This window comes from Sneathiella sp. HT1-7, from assembly GCF_020731145.1.
Taxonomy (GTDB): Bacteria; Pseudomonadota; Alphaproteobacteria; order Sneathiellales; family Sneathiellaceae; genus Sneathiella.
On sequence record NZ_JAJFZN010000001.1, the window covers coordinates 893,055 to 911,789 of the forward strand.

Here is an 18,735-nt window from a genome sequence, read left to right on the forward strand (position 1 = left end):
CCGGTTACGGTGGAAATGAGCGAGAAAATGACAGACAGCATTGAGGGAATTCAGGCTTCTGAAAGGATTGCTATTGTCGGCATGGCCGGCCGGTTTCCGTCTGCGCGCAGCGTATCGCAGCTTTGGAACCTGCTGGTGAATGAGCGGATCGGTACGCGCTGGTTCACTGATGAGGAAATGCTTGCCAATGGCGTCAGCCCGAGAGAATTGGCGGATCCGAACTATGTCCGCGCGGCAAACTATTTGCCCGATATGGAATGCTTCGATGCCGGTTTCTTCGGCTTTTCCCCGCGAGAGGCTTCTATCCTCGATCCGCAGCACCGCCATTTCCTTGAATGTGCGTGGGAGGCGCTCGAAGATGCAGGTCATATGCCCGAGAATTTCGATGGGCGGATCGGTGTTTTCGCGGGCTCTGGTTTGCAGGCATATCTACCGTTCAATCTACTTACCAATCCGGACCTTGTGGAAGAAATTGGCCTGTTCCTGCTTCGTCACACAGGCAATGACAAGGACTTTCTCACCACACGTCTTTCCTATCTCCTGAATTTGCAGGGCCCCTCCGTGGCGGTGCAGACGGCCTGCTCGACATCGCTTGTTGCTGTGCATCAGGCAGCGGCTAGTCTTCTTTCCATGGAGAGTGACATGGTAATTGCCGGTGGTGTGTCCATCGAGTTGCCACATCGCCATGGCTATAAATTCGTCGAGGGGGAAATTCAGTCACCGGATGGCCTTTGCCGTCCTTTTGATGATGACAGCGAGGGAACGGTGTTTGGTTCTGGCGCGGCGATTGTTGTTCTGCGCCGTCTGGAAGATGCGCTTGCTGATGGCGATGATATCAAGGCAGTGCTGATCGGTTCCGCCGTGAATAATGACGGCGCGCAGAAGGCGGGTTACCTCGCCCCCAGCGTAGACGGGCAGGCGGAAGCGGCGGCCGAGGCTCTTGCCATCGCCGATATCCCGGCGGAAACCGTCAGCTATATCGAGGCCCATGGCACGGGCACGCCGGTTGGCGACCCGATCGAACTTGCGGGTCTTTCCCAGGTCTATGGTGAGGGCGGGGTTGGCTATTGCGGGATTGGGTCGGTCAAGAGCAATATTGGCCATCTGGATACGGCGGCGGGCGCAACCAGCTTGATCAAGGTGGTGGAGGCCCTGCGCCATGAAACCTTGCCTGCTTCGCTCAACTACAAGACGCCGAACAGCCGTTTTGATATAGCAAACAGTCCCTTCTATGTGGTGGCGGAAAACAAGCCCTGGCCGCGCGGTAACGTTCCGCGCCGGGCCGGCATTAATTCGCTTGGCGTTGGCGGCACCAACGCCCATGCGATTATCGAGGAAGCGCCCAAGCGACCAGATAATATCGACGCTGAGAGCTGGCGGCTGTTTCCCTTTTCCGCGCGGAATACACAGGCGCTGGACGGATTACAGGAAAAATGGCGGGAATTTGTCGCTACGCCGGAAATGCCCTCGCTTGCCGATGCTGCTTATACCTTGCGCCATGGGCGTCGGGAGTTTTCAGAGCGTCGGACTTTTGTTGCAAAATCCAAAGACGATCTCAAGGCTGCACTTTGGAATGATGTCGCGGAGCATGCCGTGTCGGGTGCCGCTGGAAACGCTAAGGCGGAGGTTGTCTTCATGTTTCCGGGCGGCGGCGCGCAATATCCGGGCGCGGGCGCAAATTTACTGGAAAGTTCCGATGCGTTTCGGGCGGCGGTTGATGATTGTTTCGCGCAGATGTCGATGGATGCGCCTGCCGATCTTCGCAGTGTCATGTTCGAAAAATGCCTCGATGATGCGGATGCGCGGGCGAAGATGGAGATGTCGGGTTATGCCATTCCGGCATTGTTCATCCTTGAATATGCATACGCGAAAATGTTCATCAACTGGGGTGTGGAGCCCGCCGCCGTTCTCGGACATAGTGCGGGGGAATATGCAGGCGCAGTGATCGCCAAGGTAATGTCGGTCGCCGACGCCCTCAAAATTGTTGTCTGGCGCGGTAAGGTAATGGACGCTGCTGCCGCGGGCGCGATGAGTATTATTCCGGCGCCACGGGAAAAGGTAACGGAACTGATTGGTGACCGGCTTGATATTGCCGCGCTGAATGCGCCTGATCTTTGTGTTGTCTCAGGTGAAATTGCGACCATCGACGCGCTGGAGAATGAGCTTAAGGGCACGGAATATGAGGCCACGCGTGTGCGTATCAATGTCGCCGCCCATAGCCGCATTCTCGATGATCAGCTTGATAATTTTCGAAATGGCATACAGGGCATTCAATTGACCGAGCCGGAGATCCCTTTTGTCTCTACTTTGCGTGGGAATTGGCCGGAAAATGGTGATTTTTCGACCATTGACTATTGGGTCGAGCATTTGCGCCGGACGGTCCGCTTTGCCGATGCCATACAGACGGTGCTTGAAAAGCCGAACAGGATCCTGCTGGAAGTGGGGCCGGGCCAAACGCTGGGTCCGCTCGCGGAGATGAGCCGGGGGGCGAATGAGCCGCTTGCCGTGATTTCGTCGGGCCGTCCACCGAAAGAGACGGATGACGATATGGCACGGGCGCTGGCGGCGGCAGGGCATATCTGGACAGTTGGCGGCACGCTCGATTGGGATAGTTTGCCGGGGGCGGGTGGGCGCCGTGTCTCCCTACCGACCTATGCCTTTGCGCGGGACCGCCACTGGATCGAGCCGGGAATTGGCCGAACGGCAGGGGCCGGGGAGGCAGACGCAGATATTGCTGTGCATCTCACCCGGCAGGAAAATCCTGACGACTGGTTTGTCACGAAAAGTTGGAAATTCTCTCCGGTTCCCCCGACTGAAGCGCAACATGGCGGCCATTGGCTTATCTTTCATGGAGGCGACCCGGTTTCCGACGCCCTCGTGGCGGAGCTTTCCGCTCGGCGGGAGGCGGTTATTATTGTTCGGCCCGGGGATGAATTCCGCAAAGAAGACGAAGGCTATCGACTTGCCCCCGACGTGGCGGAGGATTACGACGCGCTCTTTGCCGATCTGCCGGAGATGCCAAGCTATATCATCCATGCCTGGCCGATGGCGGCGGCGGTTGAGGGGCAGGAAGGGTTGTTCGACAGTGGCTTTTGCCTCGCTCGTGCCATTCAGTCTGCTGATCCGTCGGAAGACATGCGTCTCACCTTTATCGGGAGCGGCGGTTTTTCCGTTGCCGGAGAAACGGCGCCGTATCCCTCGCTTGGCACGTTGATCGGCCCTGTGCGGGTCGCGCCACGGGAAATTCCGGGGTTAAGTGCCCAGTATATTGATTTGGAGCCAGCGGAGGATCCGGTCTGGGCGGCGCATGCTATTCTTGATGAACAGGGCGGCGCCACCGCAGATGACTGCATCGCCTTTCGCGCGCATCAACGGTATGCGCAGCAACTCGATTCTCTGTCCGCCACTCCGGCCGAAGGGCGGCCCAAACGGGTGAAAGATGGCGGGCGCTATCTGATTACCGGCGGCGTGGGCGGCATCGGGCTGGAACTCGCGCGTTATCTTGGCACATCAGCCAAGGCGAAAGTCGCGTTAATCGGTCGTTCCAAATTCCCGGGCCGGGCGGAATGGGACGTCGTTCTTGCGAAACATCCAGACAGTCGTACGGCGTATGCTATTCATGCGATCCGCGAGATAGAGGCGGCAGGCGGAGATGTCCTGATCCTCAGCACGGATGTGACAAACAAGGCGGCTATCGGGAAAGCAATTGAGAAAGCGCGTTCAGAATTCGGTGGTATTGACGGGGTTTTCCATGGTGCAGGCATCATGGACGACGCGCCGATGCTCGGTAAAAGCCTTGAAGATACGCATAATGTGCTCGCGCCGAAGGTAGATGGCGGCGAAAATCTCTCGGCCCTGTTGCCGGATGGAGAGCTGGATTTCTTTGCTGTCTTTTCCTCTACCTCCGTCATTACCGCGCCGCCGGGTCAGGTCGACTATGTCGCGGCGAACAGTTACCTGGAAAGCCTCGCAGCGTCGCGCCGTGATGGCCTGGCAATTTCCTGGGGTGTCTGGCGTGATATCGGCATGGCCGCACGCGCCTATCGGAATCAGGAAGAGAATGTTGTTGGCTCCCATCCGCTGCTTGGTCCGATGGAGACGGATGAAAAAGGCGGGTTCTCTTTCACGTCCTATTATGATCCGGCGGAACTCTGGGTACTGAACGAGCATGTCGTTGGGGGCGTCCCGGTTTTGCCGGGAACGGCCTATATCGAGATTGCCCGTGTAGCAATGGAACAGGCGGCATCGGGGCGCAAATGGGAAATCCAATCCCTCTCGCTTTTGAGTCCGATGGTATTTGCGGATGCCGTCCGTGCGCGGGTTGTGGTTACTCTCACGCCGACGGAGCGCGGTTATGATTTCAAGGTGCAGAGCAGCGCCTCCGCAGATGCGCCGTTGATCGAGCATTGCCACGCTAATCTTGTTCTGAAGCGATTGACGGATCGTAAGCTGCCTGCAGGTTTGCACGCGACGGGCAATCTCTCTATTTCCGATAGCAGCGGACAGGATTCGCAAGAGGAGTTGATCGATTTTGGTCCACGCTGGGACAATGTTGGGCAAATTCGCGTTGGTTCGAATATTGTTGAGGCGGATTTCGCCCTGCCTGAGGCATTTCTTTCCGATCTTGGTCAATATACGGCCCATCCAGGAATGACGGATACGGCGGCAACTATCGGCCTGAACCTGCTGTCCGATGTTGGCAGTGAAGGCGCTTTCTATGCGCCGATGTCGGTGGATCGCCTGCGTATTCTGGGGCCGCTACCGGCACGGTTTGTGGCACGGGCACGTCTTGTTGCGGAAACGCCGGGCCGGTTCGCGAGCTTCGACGTTGTTTTCTCCGATGAGAAAGGCACGCCCCTGATGATTTTGGAGGGATTCGCACTCAGCCGGATAGAAGGCACCAGCTTCGATACCGCCAGTGCGCCGGAACAACTCGTGGATATAATGATTGCGCAAGGTATTGCCGCCGCAGATGCACCTGCTGTGTTCAACCGTGTGCTGAACTCTGATGCGCGGGCGATCGTCGTCTCCCCGACATCGATGGCTGATATCGCTCGTGAAATGGCGCGGATCGGCGCTCAGCGACGCAAAAAGGCTGATGGCAGCCGTAAAGAACAGGGCGGCGTTGATACCGTTTATGCAAATTCAGTTGAGAAAACGATCGCTGGCTTCTGGTCTGACCTTCTCGGTGTAGATCAGGCCGATCCGGATGCAGACTTCTTTGATCTTGGTGGTCATTCGCTGGCGGCGGTGCGTCTGTTTGCGAAAATCCGCAAAGAATATGAAACCGACCTGCCGCTTGCCACCCTATTTCAGGCACCGACCTTGCGCCTCCTCTCGGATGTGGTGATCGCGAAAGGCAATATTGATGTCGAGGTGACATCACCGTCCGACGGTGCGGATACGTCTGCGGTTGAGGATGGCTGGTCTCCGTTGGTACGGATCAAGAAGGGCGCACCACATGTGAAGCCGCTTTATCTTGTTCATGGAGCGGGCGGGAATGTTCTCAATTTCCGGTCCCTTTCCGGCTATATCGATTCAAAAATTCCGTTTTATGCGCTCAAGGCGCTTGGCTCCGACGGAGAGACGGAAATTCATGAAACCATCGAGGAGATGGCGAGTTGCTATTTGGCTGCAGTGCTGAAAAACCAGCCTGAGGGGCCCTATAATCTCGCCGGTTATTCCGGGGGTGGCGTGATTGCATTTGAGATGGCGCAACAGTTGCGCGCCGCAGGCCATGAGGTCGGGAACCTGATCTTCTTCGATACCCTCGCGCCGGACATTGATCCGCATCCTGCAAGTATTTTTGAGAAAATCTGGACGGCCCGCCAGTGGAGCCTCAGCTTCGCGCTAAAGTGGCCGCTTCGGAAGTGGCAAAGCCGTTCTGCCGGGCGTGAAATGCAGCAAATCGCCGAACTTCTCAAGAAGGGAAGCAAAATCCCGGACGAGCTTGTTGGTCGGCGGATGACGAGTGCCTATCTGGCGGCCGAACATCGCTATCGCCCGTCTGATTATCCAAACGATGTGCTCTTGTTCAAGGGCAGCCAGGCGAGCATGGACTTCCTGCGGGCGGGCCCGAAACTTGGTTGGGACGAATTCGTCTCTGGCAATATCGAGGTCATGATTTTTGATTGCGACCATTTCAATATGATGATCGATCCGACAATCAGTGAGATTGGCAAGATTCTGAATGAGCTATTGCTTAATCAGTGACAGGCATGCCGGGGACATGTGCCTTATAAAAGGTGAGGCTGTCTTCGATCAATCCGTGATCGGCGAGATTGGTGTGATTTCCATCTGCGTAGATCCTGAATGATTTCGGTTCCGTCGCTTCGTCAAACAGCCGCCGGGCGGTGGTCATACGGATGGCGGTATCCTGCTCCCCATGCAGCATGAGGAGCGGTGCGTTTATCGCCTTTATCCGGTCAATTGAATCATAGCGTTCCCGCGACATAAGACGGCAAAACGGCAATCCATGGTAAGCATCTGTGAAATAATCGCAAAACCGGGCGAAAGCGGCTTCAAGGGTCAGGGCAGCAATGGGCCGCTCCGCCGCGAGTCGGACGGCGATCCCTGTTCCAAGACTATAGCCGTGGACAATACGTCTGCTTTTGGGGATTTCTGTCTCTATCAGCTCATTCAGCTGATCATAGAGCGCACGAGCATCTGCGGCAAAAGCCTCTTCCGACGGGGTGCCGCCCTTACCGCTTGATCCACGATAGACGAGAGCGGCCACACCGAAACCCTTGTCCAGAAAGGGTTTCAGCCGCCCAACGGACGGGCCGATAGAGGTAAAGTTTCCCATGAAGTATAGTATTATCGGCGTATCTTCGTCCGGCGGCTTGATCCAGGCAGTGATTTCCGTTCCGTCCTCAGACTTGAAGGTCACTTCACGAGCGCCGTCAAGGCCATAGCTTTTTGGCCCGTCGGTCGCCTGATCGAATTTGTAGATTGATCCGTAAAAGAGGCGCATTCCAACAAATCCGGCGACCACGATCAGGGCAATTAGCACGCCAAGGAGTATGAGGCCGTTCTGCAGGGACATAGAATATTCCGACGCGCTTTTCGGTTGCGTCAGCCTCGTGATTTGATGAGTTTGATGATGAACAGGAACACTACTGCGCCAATCGTTGCGTGGATGATCGCCGCCAGAATGCCGCCACCAATATCAATTCCGATTCTTGGTAAGACGAACCCGGCAATGAAGGCGCCAATAATGCCGACAACGATGTTGCCGATCAGGCCAAACCCGAAGCCCTTTATGATCAGCCCGGCCAACCAGCCAGCGACAGCACCGATCAGCAAGAAGATGAGAAGACTTTCCACTCCCATGACAATCCACCTCTTTCATAGTTCCCGCACTCCTAACATTAGGAAGGGAGGGCGGGCGGGTGTCAAGATGGATTTCTTGATCCTGTCGGAGATGGCAACTTCTCCATTATGGTGCCGAAGGCTCAGCGTTTCGCCAAAAATGACACCATTATGGTACTGAATTTGCCGTAATTTCTTGCTCCATTCACCATAATGGTGGTGTGGTGTTCAGGTATCGCGTGCGGCAAAAAAGGCCTGACGGCTGATCCGTGACCAGCTTTTTGAAAGCGAGAGTGCCGCGCGATAGGAGGTAAGAATCTCTTCCGCCATCGGGTCGCCGCCGACGAACTTGTCCAGAAGGCCCGGCGTTAACTCTCGTGCGCGCGCGAGCAGGTCGGACGGAAACTTGCGAAGCTTCACCTTTTTGTTCTTCACCAGATCTTCAAGTGCGCGGGCATTTTCCCAGTCGGATTCGGAAAGCCCGATCGCATTCTCTGACTGGCACGCATTGGCGACGATGGCTTTCAGATCATCGCTCAATCCCTCAAACGCCGTGCGATTGACAAGACATTCGGCGGTGCCGTTCGGCTTGTTGAATGATGGCCAGTAATAGTTGGGCGCAGCCTTGTAAAAGCCAAACGCCCGGTCACTCCAGGGGCCGAGAAACTCTGCGGCATCAATCAGTCCGTTCTGTAATCCTGGGAAGATATCTCCCGGCGCCAGCAAAACGGAGGTTGCGCCCATTTCTTCAAACAAATCGCCGCCAAGGCCCGCACTTCGAATTTTGACGCCCCTCAAATCATCGAGTGATTTAATCTCCTTCTTGAACCAACCGCCCATCTGAATGCCTGTGTTTCCGGCCATAAATGGTTTGATATCAAAGGGTTGATAAAGCGTGTCCCAGAGTTCCTGTCCGCCGCCCTGATTGATCCATGCCATATGTTCCAGCGCCGTCAACCCGAAGGGAATAGTGGTGAAGAAGACGCTTGCCTTCGCTTTACCTTGCCAGAAAAAGGACGCAGTGTGTCCAAGTTCGGCTGTGCCGCCGCCAACCGCACCAAAAACCTCAAGCGCGGGCACCAGCTCGCCCGCTGCATAGAGTTTAACTGTTAGCTTGCCATCGCTCATTGCAGTAATTCGATCGGCGAGTCGTTGCGCGGTGACACCGACGCCCGGTGCGCCTTTCGGCCAGGATGTGACCATTTTCCACTGCATTGCGCCGCTTGCGAGGGACGGTGCAGGGAAAACACTTGCGCTCGCCACGCCTACACTGGAGGCGGTGAGAAATTTCCGGCGGGAGAGGGGCTGTTTTTTCATGGTTCCTTCCTTTCCTGAAGGCTGGATTGACTAATCTGGTATATTTTATCAAGGATCAGTGAGGCGAAGCTGCCGGGTCCGGTTGCTTGCTTTGCGGCTTGTTCACCCGCTTTGCTCAGAAGAGAGAGACCTGCTGCCACGGCTTGCAGTCGCTGATCTTGCGGCGCTACCGCAAGGCAAGCCCCGAGAAGTGCCGTGCCTGCACAACCGATCCCCGTGACCCGGCTCATCATCTCATGGCCGCCGGTCAGAGTGATTTCCTCCCTCCCGTCGGTAATCAGATCCGTTGCGCCGGTCATAGCGACGATGGCCCCGGTTTTTTGGGCAAGATCGGCGGGAGTGCCGCCAAGCAGGGTGATTTCCCCCTTGTTTCCCCGGATCAGTGCCGGACCAAGCGTGAGAAGGTCACTCGCATAGGCAGCGCGTGGCGGCGAGCGGTCGATAAAAACAGGATCAAGTATCCAGGGAAGCCCATTGTCATCTGCCGATGAAATGGCCAATTTGATCGAGGCTTTCAGATCTCCGTCAAGGGTGCCGATGTTGACGAGAAGCGCATCCGCGCTTTTCGTGAAACCGGCCACTTCCTCCAGATCCGAAGACATGGAAGGAATTGCCCCAATGGCGAGCAGCATATTGGCTGTGAGCGCTTGCACCACCGTATTGGTGAGACAGTGAACGGCCGGGCGACGGGTATTTAATGCCTGTAAAAGCGGTATAGTTCGGTCCTCGCGCATGCTTTTCCTTCCATTCATTCGTTGAAGGGAAGGGCGCGATGTACATATTTTAGGATGACCCGGCCTCAATTCCCTCCGCCGGTTCTAACCGGATCAGGTTCTGCGGGTCAGCGAATGCTTCTCAGCCGTTTAAGGCACCCCGATGAGCAGCTGTTATCTTAGGGTTTTTCATTTGCTTTGCAATGCGAAAATATGATCAATTTTTCTAACCCGACAAGGTAGAAAAACTCTTGTGACAGGCTGACTGCCTTTATGATAAATTGGTGTTATAAAAATGTGCGGATACCGTTCGGCGGTGGCGCCCTAGAACAGGATAAGTTCCGTGACCCAGCAACAGATGCGATTTACCTTCCTCAATTTTGGTCATTTTGTTGATCATCTGTTCATGCTGATCTTCGCAAAGGCGGCGTTTAGCGCGGGGCTCTATTTTGGCCTTGCCGAAGATGGCGCCTATGCAGAGATGATACCCTATGGCATCCCGTCGCTTATTCTCTTTGGTGCCGGGGCGCCGCTTGCCGCCTATCTTGCCGATAAATGGAATCGCGTCGGCATGATCACAGTCTTCTTTATCGGAATCGGCCTTTCCGCCATTGCCACCAGTTTTGCCCAGTCCCCGTTGCAAATTGCCATTGGTCTTGCGGCAATCGGGCTATTTGCCTCAATCTATCATCCGGTGGGTCTTGCCATGGTGGTTCAGGGCGGCGGCCGTGTTGGCTGGCGCGTTGGAATGAATGGTGTCTGGGGTAATATGGGCGTTGCCGCGGCCCCGTTGATTACCGGCTTTATCCTTGCTGACTATAACTGGCAATTAGCATTTATCGTGCCTGGCATTGTCGCAATCCTTACCGGCATTGGATTTTATATCTTTGCCCGGCGTGGCGGGGCACGCCCCCCCGCCTTTCCTGCGGGAGAGAAGGATATCGTCGGTTTTGCGCCGGGGTGGAAACGGGCCCTTATTGCCATTGCGCTGGTCACCTCCGCTGGCGGTTTTGTCTTTGGCACCATGACATTCGTTATCCCCCGAATGTTTGAAGTCAGCTTGCCGGATGTGACCGAGAATGTGGCGACAACGGGTCTTCTCGCAGCGCTGGTTTATGCAATTGCGGCCTTTGCGCAGCTCGTGGTCGGTCGTTTGATTGATAAATACCGGATCAAACCAGTGCTGTTTATTATTGCGCTCGCACAGCCGATCCTGATCGGGATTATGGCGACGCAATTGAACTATGCGCTCTTTTTCGCAACCTTGCTCGCCATGGCGTTTGTCTTCGGACAGATCCCGATTACCGATACAGTTATTGCGCGTTATGTGCCCGATGGCTGGCGAACGAAAGTCATGTCGGTCAAGCTACTTCTTAATTTGGTGATTGGCGCGTTGTCATTGCTGGCAGCGCGATACATCCTGGAAGCGGGCGCTGGATTTTCAGGTGTGATTACCGTTGTTGCCATTGTCGCTATGTTGATCTCTCTCGCGGCGCTGGTTCTGCCGGGGCGTGTCCGCCGGTCCATTCAGCCAAGCGTCAGCCCGGCGGAGTAGACACGAGCGCCACCATTTGCTGGAAAATGGATATTGTGACACACTCTATGAAAAATAATAATAAGGGGAGTGATTATGGGTATCGATACAATCGTTCGGCCAAAACAACTATTGGCGCCGCCGGTCCGGCTGGATCCGGCGTTTGATGATCCGCAAGGGGTAATTGACCTGATCAAGAAGGGAAGCCCGTATAAAACCCTCTCCGCCGCCCATAAAGATGTCGGGGAGACGTCCGGCGGCTGGTTTCGCAATTTCTGGGCGTTGGGCGGTAAGGTCGTTTTTGATGGAGCGGAGCCTTTTTTTAATAATCCGCGCTTTATTGAGGCCGCAAAGACATCTTTCAAGGCTGAGGTGATCCGTCCGGTTGCGATGATGACCAACCTTAATCTGCCGGCAGAGGGACTGCCCGCCCATCAGGATCTGCCTTTCTTCAGGGGTGCGCAAAATCGCGAAGTGCCAAGTTGGATGCTGGCGCCGATGGGCTATTCCGGCCTGTTCCATAACTGGGCCGTCCCCGTCGCTTCAGCGATTACTTGGTTCTATGACGGTGAAGGCGGGGAATTCGAATATTGGCCAGATGGACTTGGTGCGCCATCAAAAACCGAGCGGCCGCCCTACAGTAATTGCAGTGTTCTGGCGGATAATGAATATATGTTCCACCGGGTCGGCAGTGTCGGCCCGACGGCAGAGCATCACCGCTATGATAACTTAGGTTATGACGCCACACTCACCTTGACGGAAGATAACAGCTGGCGGGTGGATGATGGAGGCAAGCCATTTGCAAAGCTTCCGTTTGAAGAAGTGCGACTTTCTGTGCTTTGGAAGGGCTATTGCTTCAAGAACGAGGCGGAAGCGGCGGCTTATGACGATCACAGTCATGACCTGAATTCGGACCTTATCATCGATATATTCTGTGACGATCTGACGGCGCGCGGCATTGCCGTCTCAAAGCCGGAGGATTTTTGGACCGATGCGGCCTGGAAAGAAGTAATAACCCGCGCCTATCCGGCACCAACGGCGGAAAACCCATAAGCGAATTTTGCGCTGCTATATTCGCCTTTTCCTGATATCATAGGAGCATGGCAGAGGACCTATTCGAGTTACAGCGGCGGGCCATTGCGTTACATGCCGCTTATCAGGCCGGCGATCTTGTGGAGATCCGGCACCTTCTTGACGACCCGCCGGGATTTCCCAACAGCCAGCAACCGTATGAACTGGGCTGCGCAGGAACCCCTCTCGAATATGCTTTCTGTTGGTCACCATCCTCTTTGATTCATGCGCTTCTCGATATAGGCGCGGATGTGAACTTCAGCGTGGAGGACGGTTTTCCAGCGCTCTTCACACTTTTAGAAACCGACAGGGAAGACAGGTATGAATTGTTAGCGCTCCTGCTTGATCACGGGGCTGATATTCACCAACGAGGCATCAATGACTGGACGCCGCTTCATTATGCGGTGGTCCAACGGGATTTAAAAGCGATAGAAATCCTGCTTGCGCGTGGCGCCGACCCGTGTCTCAAGACACGGATCGACGAGGGAACAACAGCGTTGGAAGAGGCGGTGCGAAACGGACTCGATAAGATAGTCGAAGTCCTGAAAAATCAAGCCCATGTTTGAGCCATGTCTCTCTATCGCTTCCCCGGAATTACATCGATAAATTCCGCCATGGCATTGCCCATAGCGACGAGCATGCCGTCCTGATTGTTCACCTCAACATCAAAAAGCAGCCAGTAACCTTTATCCGTTTTCTTTTTGCTTTGCAGGGTGACGACGGGTGTGATGGTATGGCCGAGCTGAACCGGCTTCAGCCAGCGTGTCTCCAGTCGCCGGTGAAATCCGCCGCGCGGGATCAACCAGTCAGTGAGCGTGCGGGTGATCAGCGCAAAATTTTGCATGCCATGCATGATAACACCGTCAAAGCTCGTCTTGCCGAACTTGTTTTTCATATAGTTGTCATCGAAATGTAACGGGTTGTAGTCAAGTGAGGCATCGGCGAAAGCCTGAATCGTGTCACGGGTAACCGTAAAGGGCCGTCCGGTGATCACATCGCCTTCGTTAACCTGGTTAAACTGTTCTTCTGCAGTCATTTTCTATTCCTTTATCGATCAAGCGGGACGGATGGTTTGGCCGCGGCCAGTACAGACAACTTCACCATGCTGGTTGGTGAAGGTGTTTTCATGCACGGCGAAGAGCCTGTCTTTCCGGATGAAGCGGTCCAGCGCGGTGCCGCGCATGGTAATGGTGTCGCCCGGGCGGATCGGTACATGGTAGGACCAGTTCTGCCCCGCATTGATGGTGCCAGGGGAACGCATCCAGTCTTCCGTGGTGGTGCAGGCGAACATCAACAGGATATGGATGGAAGGCGGCGCGATGATGCCACCATAAATGGTCGATTTTGCATATTCCTCGTCAAAATAGAGCGGATTATCTTCCCCGACACCCTTGGCATAGCGGGCAATGACCTCCTGGGTAAGCGTCACCGGCGTTGTGTCGCGCAGTTCGCCCGGAATAATCTGGTCCCAGGTTGCGCGTTTATCCACATCCTTCCAGAAATCAGTTTCAAAATTATCGAGATCCAAAATCGTCATACTGTCCCCCTCCTCGGGGTTGTTATTGGCGCCGAAGCGCGGTTTGCTAATATTTTCAGGCGGCGGGTGTAATACGGAATTCGACGCCGCAAAAATCGAACCCTGCATCTGTGACCGGACAGCCGGCTTCTTTTGCCCGCTGCTTCATTTCCTCCGGATTTTTTGCCGTAAGATCAATTGCGGTGAAAAGTTCTCGCCCTTGCTCTGTCGTATCGGTAAATTGAATATAACCATAATCAAGGTCGATCTCGCGTGTCCCGCCCTGTATCGTCAATGGCCGGTCGCAAATATGGCTCCAAAGCTTGGCGCGCGCCTCGGCACCGGGACTGGAGATTTCAATACCGAGAATATCGCCCGTTACATCCGTGCTGACATGTTTATGCCAGTCGTCTCCCGCCCATTCATAATGGCCGAGCATCGTATCATCACCATAATGGTGGTCGAATTCCATCATGGTGGCACCGGTCTGCTTGGGGTTGAGCTGCAGAAGGTCGGCTTTATCGTTACGCCTCTCGTAAATCGGGGCGACCCCGACCTCTTCGGCGAGTGTTTTATGCCGGACCATATCCGCGCAGTCGAAGATCGCCATATATCCGCCCCGGCCGTCGTTTCGGGCGAGAAACCGGTCAACGGCAGTGTTCTCTTTTGTCGGGGCGACAATCTCCAGAAAGCAGCCGTTCAACGCATACATGATATTTTCCAGCCCAAAATTGTCGAGCGTCGACCGGTGACAAACATCTAGCCCGAAAACATGGCTGAAAACCTGCTCTGTTTTAGTAATATCGGCGGCGGCCAGACAAATTTGCCGGAGCCGGACATAATTATTGGATGGCATCTTTCCTCCCTTTCCCTGGCGGGTCAGGCCGGTAGTTGTTGATTGTTTTTAACCGGCAAGATGAGTATTCCAAATTTATCGATGGAGGTAAAGGTCTGCGTCAAGGTGCTGTCACAGGACCCTCTTGTTTAGAGATCAAAAAATCAGTAGCAAATTTATCCGATACTGATAGGTTAAGGCCTTCAATTATCCGGATAATTCTTCGAGAGAATGACGAAAAGCCTTCCTTCCCCCATAACCCGAATGAGTCAGGCGATGATCGTTCTGGGGATTTGTGCCGCGTTGATCGTGGCCTTTGTGAACCTGCGCGACAAGCCGTTCATACAATTGATTGAGGGAAAACTTCTGGACTCGCGGTTTGTCTTACGCGGTCCCATCGCTACGGATCCGGCGATTGAACTCGTGCTGATTGAAAAAATATCGGACGGGGCAAAGGGGATTCCTGTTTCATCCGCTGATCTGGCAAAAGGGATAGAGGCCATCGCTACGGGCGGTGCGCGGATTGTTGTGCTCGATCCGAATCTACTGCCAATGAAGGTATCGGGTGCGGCGGCAGATGCCACGGGGGAACGTGATCTAGCGGCAGATCTGGCTCGCCTTGATAACGTGGTCATTCCCTATGTCTTTTCCATGACCCCGTCGTCCAACTCCCGTTCAGCCTTGCCGGTGGCTATTCAAAAAACGGCGTATAGCGTCTTCCGCAAGCGCGAATCTCCGTCGGTTAAACGACCGGGGGAAGCGGGTGGATATCTCGCACCGTCTTTGGATTTGCTGCAGAACGCCCTGCCGGGCCATATTATTCAAGAACAACAACGGACGCTTACCCGGCAATATGCCTATCCGGTCATTGGTTATGGTGGATCGTATTATCCATCGCTCGCCATGCAGGCCTATCGTCGCTGGGTCGATTTGCCGATGAAGGCAATAGAGGTTAATTTCGGGGAAAGCCTGACTATTGGCAGTCTCTATTTGCCGACAGATAACCAGATGCGCCTCGCCGTCAATTATCATGGGCCGGGCGGAAGTTACAAACGGACCCGCTTTTCCGATTTGTTGGACGGTAGTCTACCTGCAGATAATTTCAAGGACAAGCTGGTGCTGGTTGGACTTGCAGCTTCAGTCACCCCGGATAATGTGTCCACGCCCTTTGATCCCGCGATGTCCGAGGTTGAGTATCTGGCCAACGTGATTGACAATATCAACCGGATGAACCCGCTGGTTCGGTCACAACAGGTTATCGTCCTTGATATCTTGTTGCTGGCACTGACGGGGCTCTTTTTTGCTCTGGTGGCGGCTGCGCGGAGTATATGGGTTGTTCTGACCCTGGCGGTGATTGCGATGGTGCTTTTTGTCGCGGGGAATATTCAGGTCTTTATTCTCTTTAACCTATGGTTGGGGTTGAGCTTCCCACTACTCGCGATGATCCTGTGCACAGCGGTGCTGATGGCGGCAAAGCACGTCTCCAAGCGCCGTCGCGCGGCCCTTACAGAGGCGGAGGCGGCGGAAGAAGCGCAGTTCACTACCCCTTGGACGTTTGATCGGGTTGCCAAGGTGGTGGATGAAGAGACGCCGTCGCTGGAAGCGGGTGAAGATGAAAGTGATCCAGAGATCGAGCCGGACGAAAAGGGCGAGGCAAGCTTGCGTCTTAACGCTGACGAAGATGGAATAAAGACTCAGGAAGAGCCCCTTCAGGACGAAAGTGCCGCGACGAGAGAAGACAAGATCGAAGAAGCCGAGGAGATGTCTGAAGGACCCGTGGCAGATAATGTCTCTCCTTTCCCATCACCCAAACCCAAGCCCAAACCCAAACCATCGCCGATAGAGCCAAGCCCATTGCCGGTTCCGCCTCCAAAACCCTCGTATCAATCACTACCGGAGGGCCCGAAACCAGCGGATTTGCCCGTTCCTGCGCAAAAACCCAAAAAACCTGCGTCCCTTGCCCCGATGATGGATACCTCTGCGCGCGGGGAGAAGGTCTCGCTCACCTCGACAGAGGGTATGGTAAAATCGCCTGCCGCCAATAACGAGTTTGAAGTTGCTGTGCTGTATATCAACATGGCTGGCTTTATGGCGCTGGCCAAGAGTTTTGGACCGACTCGTTCGGCGCAGTTCCTGCACGCACTCTTTCAATTAATCGAAAAAACAGTGGTCAAACATGGCGGGTTTCTGGAACAGTTCGGCGAGAAAGACGTTATGGCAATCTTTGGGCTACCGGATGAAAGCTCAGAGGATGCATCGAATGGTCTCCGGGCGGCGCGGGAACTGGCGTCTGTTCTCTCCGATTGGGGTGAGCAGCAGGAATTGCCTGCTGGCAAGTCGGCAGATTTCTGTATTTGTGCTGATTTTGGCCCTGTAAAAGCGCATCTTGACGGTGAAGGGGAAGATGCCAGGGTTAGCGTTTCCGGTTATACGATTGGGCTCGCAAGCAAGCTCGATAAGACGGTTGCCGCGAAGAATGCGGATGTTGTTGTCTCCGAAAAACTGATGACGAAAGTCAGCGAAACCGATCTTACCGGTCAGTTGAAGGATGGCTTTACGGAACAGCCGATGCAGCAGATTCCCGGTGCAGCAGAGACTATCGGTTTGTGGCGGGGCGAGTTCGGCGCCAGCTGACAGGGGGACCCGCGCGCTATTCAGCTTTTAGACGCGCGCTTTATGGCGGCAGCGAGCGTGTCGAAATCCCCGACTTCATTGGCGAGAAGCAGGACGAGCCGAGCATTGAGAGCGGCGGATTGGTCGAAATCCAATCCTTCATGCGCGGTCATCAGTAATTCATAAAAATCATCGCCATGTGGGTGCAGACGATCGTCCGTATTTAGCGTGTTGTTCATGATGTTGTCTCCAATGTAGACTTGCCTATGGCACGGGCGAGCGCAAATTTGAGGCTTTCGGCGCCAGTTCCGGCCTCGAATGCGGCGGCAATATGCTGGTCCGGGCGGATCAGATAGATCATGTCATCGCCATAATGGGCGGTCACACCGGGGTGATCTTCAAAATGCAGGACTTTCACGCCGCCGGGCGCCGTCATTTTTGCGCGCCTGCCGACGGTGAGCAACATAAACTCGCCACCGAGTTTATTTAAAAGCCAGCCATTCTCCAGCGGCGCATCGGGGCAGGGGGTCCCGGGCGCGAGGCCCCGGGTTGTGTTCCGCGGGCTTTGAAGCGCGAATCCCTCGAGAGCGCAAGGAACCGACAAACGCCCCGAATTTACCAGACGGCGGGCGAAAGGGAGGTCATTCGCGAGGTTCAGCACAGCATCGCGAAAAACAGCTTCCATCTTCGATTTTGGAGTCATGAAGTTGGTTGCGCGGGAGGAATTCATGATATTTTCGCGGGCGCCGTGGCGCCGTTCTTCATCATAACTTTCGAGGAGTTCCGGCGCGGCTTCTCCCTTCAGGACAGCGGCCAGTTTCCAGCCGAGATTATCGACATCCTGAATGCCGCCATTACCGCCGCGCGCGCCAAAAGGGGAGACGACATGGGCGCTATCGCCGACAAAAATCATTCGACCATGAACGAATTTATCCAGCATGGCACAGGTGAAGCTGTAGACACTGACCCAGTCAATTTCAAACGCTCGGTCACCGACAATCTGTTTCAAACGGGGAATTACACGCTCTGGCTTTGCTTCCTCAGCCGGATCGGCACCCTGTTCAAGCTGTAAATCAATGCGGTAGATATTGTCCGGCTGCTTATGGAGGAGGGCCGACTGACCCGTATGAAAGGGCGGTTTGAACCAGAACCAGCGCTCTGGCTCATCGCTCTCGAATGGGGCTTCGGGCATATCCACATCGGTGATCAGGAAGTGCTCTTCGAAGGTTTGTCCATCGAAATTGAGGCCCATGCGTTGGCGTATTTGTGAGTTGCATCCGTCGCAGGCGAGAACATAGTCCGCGGCAAGATCATAGTTCCCTTCCGCTGTCTCGACATGCAGGGTAATTTCGTCATCGGCGATATCTTCGCCCGCCACCTTGCTGAGCCAACGCAAATCGATGAGGTCCGGGAAATCCGCAATCCGATCAACCAGATATTCTTCCACATAATATTGCTGGAGATTGACGAAGGCGGGCATTTTGTGGGCGTCATCGGGCAGGAGATCGAAGTTATAGACCTCCTGTTGTCCATTGAACAAACGGCCGACCTTCCAGGTCACGCCCTTTTCGAGCATCTTATCTCCGATGCCAAGGCGGTCGAAAATTTCCAGGGTGCGCTTGGCCCAGCAGATAGCGCGCGACCCAACGGAAACCACGTTGTTATCGTCGAGAATGACTGTGCGGATCCCCTGCAGCGCAAGATCGATGGCCATGGCCATGCCGATGGGCCCTGCGCCGACAATGGCAACGGGGTATTTTCCAGGGGTCTCGCCCTTCAGCTCCGGTGGCGTTTCAAATGAATATTCCCGGTTCTGATAGTGCAT

The 18,735-nt window shown here is 54.9% G+C and carries 14 protein-coding genes and 1 riboswitch; of the genes, 5 read left to right on the forward strand and 9 right to left on the reverse strand.

The window, feature by feature from the left end; translation table 11 throughout:
• The first annotated feature begins 27 nt into the window (after positions 1 to 27).
• On the forward strand, positions 28 to 6,213 hold the full coding sequence (locus LKE13_RS04305; protein WP_227948460.1) for a type I polyketide synthase: 6,186 nt from the start codon (positions 28 to 30) through the stop codon (positions 6,211 to 6,213).
• On the opposite strand, the gene LKE13_RS04310 is transcribed toward LKE13_RS04305, so the two are convergent.
• From LKE13_RS04310 to LKE13_RS04325, 4 genes are all read right to left on the reverse strand, one after another.
• Positions 6,203 to 7,045 carry an alpha/beta hydrolase gene (locus LKE13_RS04310; RefSeq protein WP_227948461.1) on the reverse strand — a complete coding sequence of 281 codons (843 nt, stop codon included), beginning with the start codon at positions 7,043 to 7,045 and terminating at the stop codon, positions 6,203 to 6,205. The genes LKE13_RS04305 and LKE13_RS04310 overlap by 11 nt on opposite strands.
• Positions 7,046 to 7,074: 29 nt before the next feature.
• A complete protein-coding gene (locus LKE13_RS04315) occupies positions 7,075 to 7,332 on the reverse strand; it encodes a GlsB/YeaQ/YmgE family stress response membrane protein (RefSeq protein WP_227948462.1) in 258 nt (85 codons plus the stop codon).
• A gap of 207 nt (positions 7,333 to 7,539) precedes the next feature.
• Positions 7,540 to 8,628 carry a TRAP transporter substrate-binding protein gene (locus tag LKE13_RS04320; RefSeq protein WP_227948463.1) on the reverse strand — a complete coding sequence of 363 codons (1,089 nt, stop codon included), beginning with the start codon at positions 8,626 to 8,628 and terminating at the stop codon, positions 7,540 to 7,542.
• Positions 8,625 to 9,362, reverse strand: a complete 738-nt coding sequence (locus tag LKE13_RS04325) for a hydroxyethylthiazole kinase (RefSeq protein ID WP_227948464.1) — start codon at positions 9,360 to 9,362, stop codon at positions 8,625 to 8,627. The genes LKE13_RS04320 and LKE13_RS04325 overlap by 4 nt, the downstream gene beginning before the upstream one ends.
• A 52-nt stretch (positions 9,363 to 9,414) precedes the next feature.
• Positions 9,415 to 9,514: riboswitch (TPP riboswitch) on the reverse strand.
• 170 nt (positions 9,515 to 9,684) lie between these two features.
• Here LKE13_RS04325 and LKE13_RS04330 point away from each other — a divergent pair.
• The 3 genes from LKE13_RS04330 to LKE13_RS04340 all read left to right on the forward strand — a co-directional run bounded on the left by LKE13_RS04330 (position 9,685) and on the right by LKE13_RS04340 (position 12,512).
• Positions 9,685 to 10,896, forward strand: a complete 1,212-nt coding sequence (locus tag LKE13_RS04330; protein ID WP_227948465.1) for an MFS transporter — start codon at positions 9,685 to 9,687, stop codon at positions 10,894 to 10,896.
• A 75-nt stretch (positions 10,897 to 10,971) separates the two neighbouring features.
• Positions 10,972 to 11,928, forward strand: coding sequence for a hypothetical protein (locus LKE13_RS04335; protein ID WP_227948466.1), 957 nt, complete (start codon positions 10,972 to 10,974; stop codon positions 11,926 to 11,928).
• 47 nt (positions 11,929 to 11,975) lie between these two features.
• Complete coding sequence (locus LKE13_RS04340; protein WP_227948467.1) at positions 11,976 to 12,512, forward strand: ankyrin repeat domain-containing protein; 537 nt, start codon at positions 11,976 to 11,978, stop codon at positions 12,510 to 12,512.
• A gap of 11 nt (positions 12,513 to 12,523) precedes the next feature.
• Here LKE13_RS04340 and LKE13_RS04345 read toward each other — a convergent pair whose 3' ends face one another.
• The 3 genes from LKE13_RS04345 to LKE13_RS04355 are packed head-to-tail and all read right to left on the reverse strand — an operon-like array spanning position 12,524 to position 14,318.
• Positions 12,524 to 12,982, reverse strand: coding sequence for a MaoC family dehydratase (locus LKE13_RS04345; protein ID WP_227948468.1), 459 nt, complete (start codon positions 12,980 to 12,982; stop codon positions 12,524 to 12,526).
• Positions 12,983 to 13,000: 18 nt separating this feature from the next.
• A complete protein-coding gene (locus LKE13_RS04350) occupies positions 13,001 to 13,483 on the reverse strand; it encodes a MaoC family dehydratase (protein ID WP_227948469.1) in 483 nt (160 codons plus the stop codon).
• Positions 13,484 to 13,538: 55 nt separating this feature from the next.
• On the reverse strand, positions 13,539 to 14,318 hold the full coding sequence (locus LKE13_RS04355) for a hypothetical protein (protein WP_227948470.1): 780 nt from the start codon (positions 14,316 to 14,318) through the stop codon (positions 13,539 to 13,541).
• Between the two features lie 210 nt (positions 14,319 to 14,528).
• Here LKE13_RS04355 and LKE13_RS04360 point away from each other — a divergent pair, with 210 nt between their 5' ends.
• Complete coding sequence (locus LKE13_RS04360; RefSeq protein ID WP_227948471.1) at positions 14,529 to 16,931, forward strand: adenylate/guanylate cyclase domain-containing protein; 2,403 nt, start codon at positions 14,529 to 14,531, stop codon at positions 16,929 to 16,931.
• A 20-nt stretch (positions 16,932 to 16,951) separates the two neighbouring features.
• Here LKE13_RS04360 and LKE13_RS04365 read toward each other — a convergent pair whose 3' ends face one another.
• Positions 16,952 to 17,149, reverse strand: a complete 198-nt coding sequence (locus LKE13_RS04365) for a DUF2783 domain-containing protein (protein WP_227948472.1) — start codon at positions 17,147 to 17,149, stop codon at positions 16,952 to 16,954.
• Positions 17,146 to 18,735: an FAD-dependent oxidoreductase gene (locus LKE13_RS04370; protein ID WP_227948473.1), complete on the reverse strand. Its 1,590-nt coding sequence runs from the start codon at positions 18,733 to 18,735 to the stop codon at positions 17,146 to 17,148. Before LKE13_RS04370 ends, LKE13_RS04365 begins: the two co-directional genes overlap by 4 nt.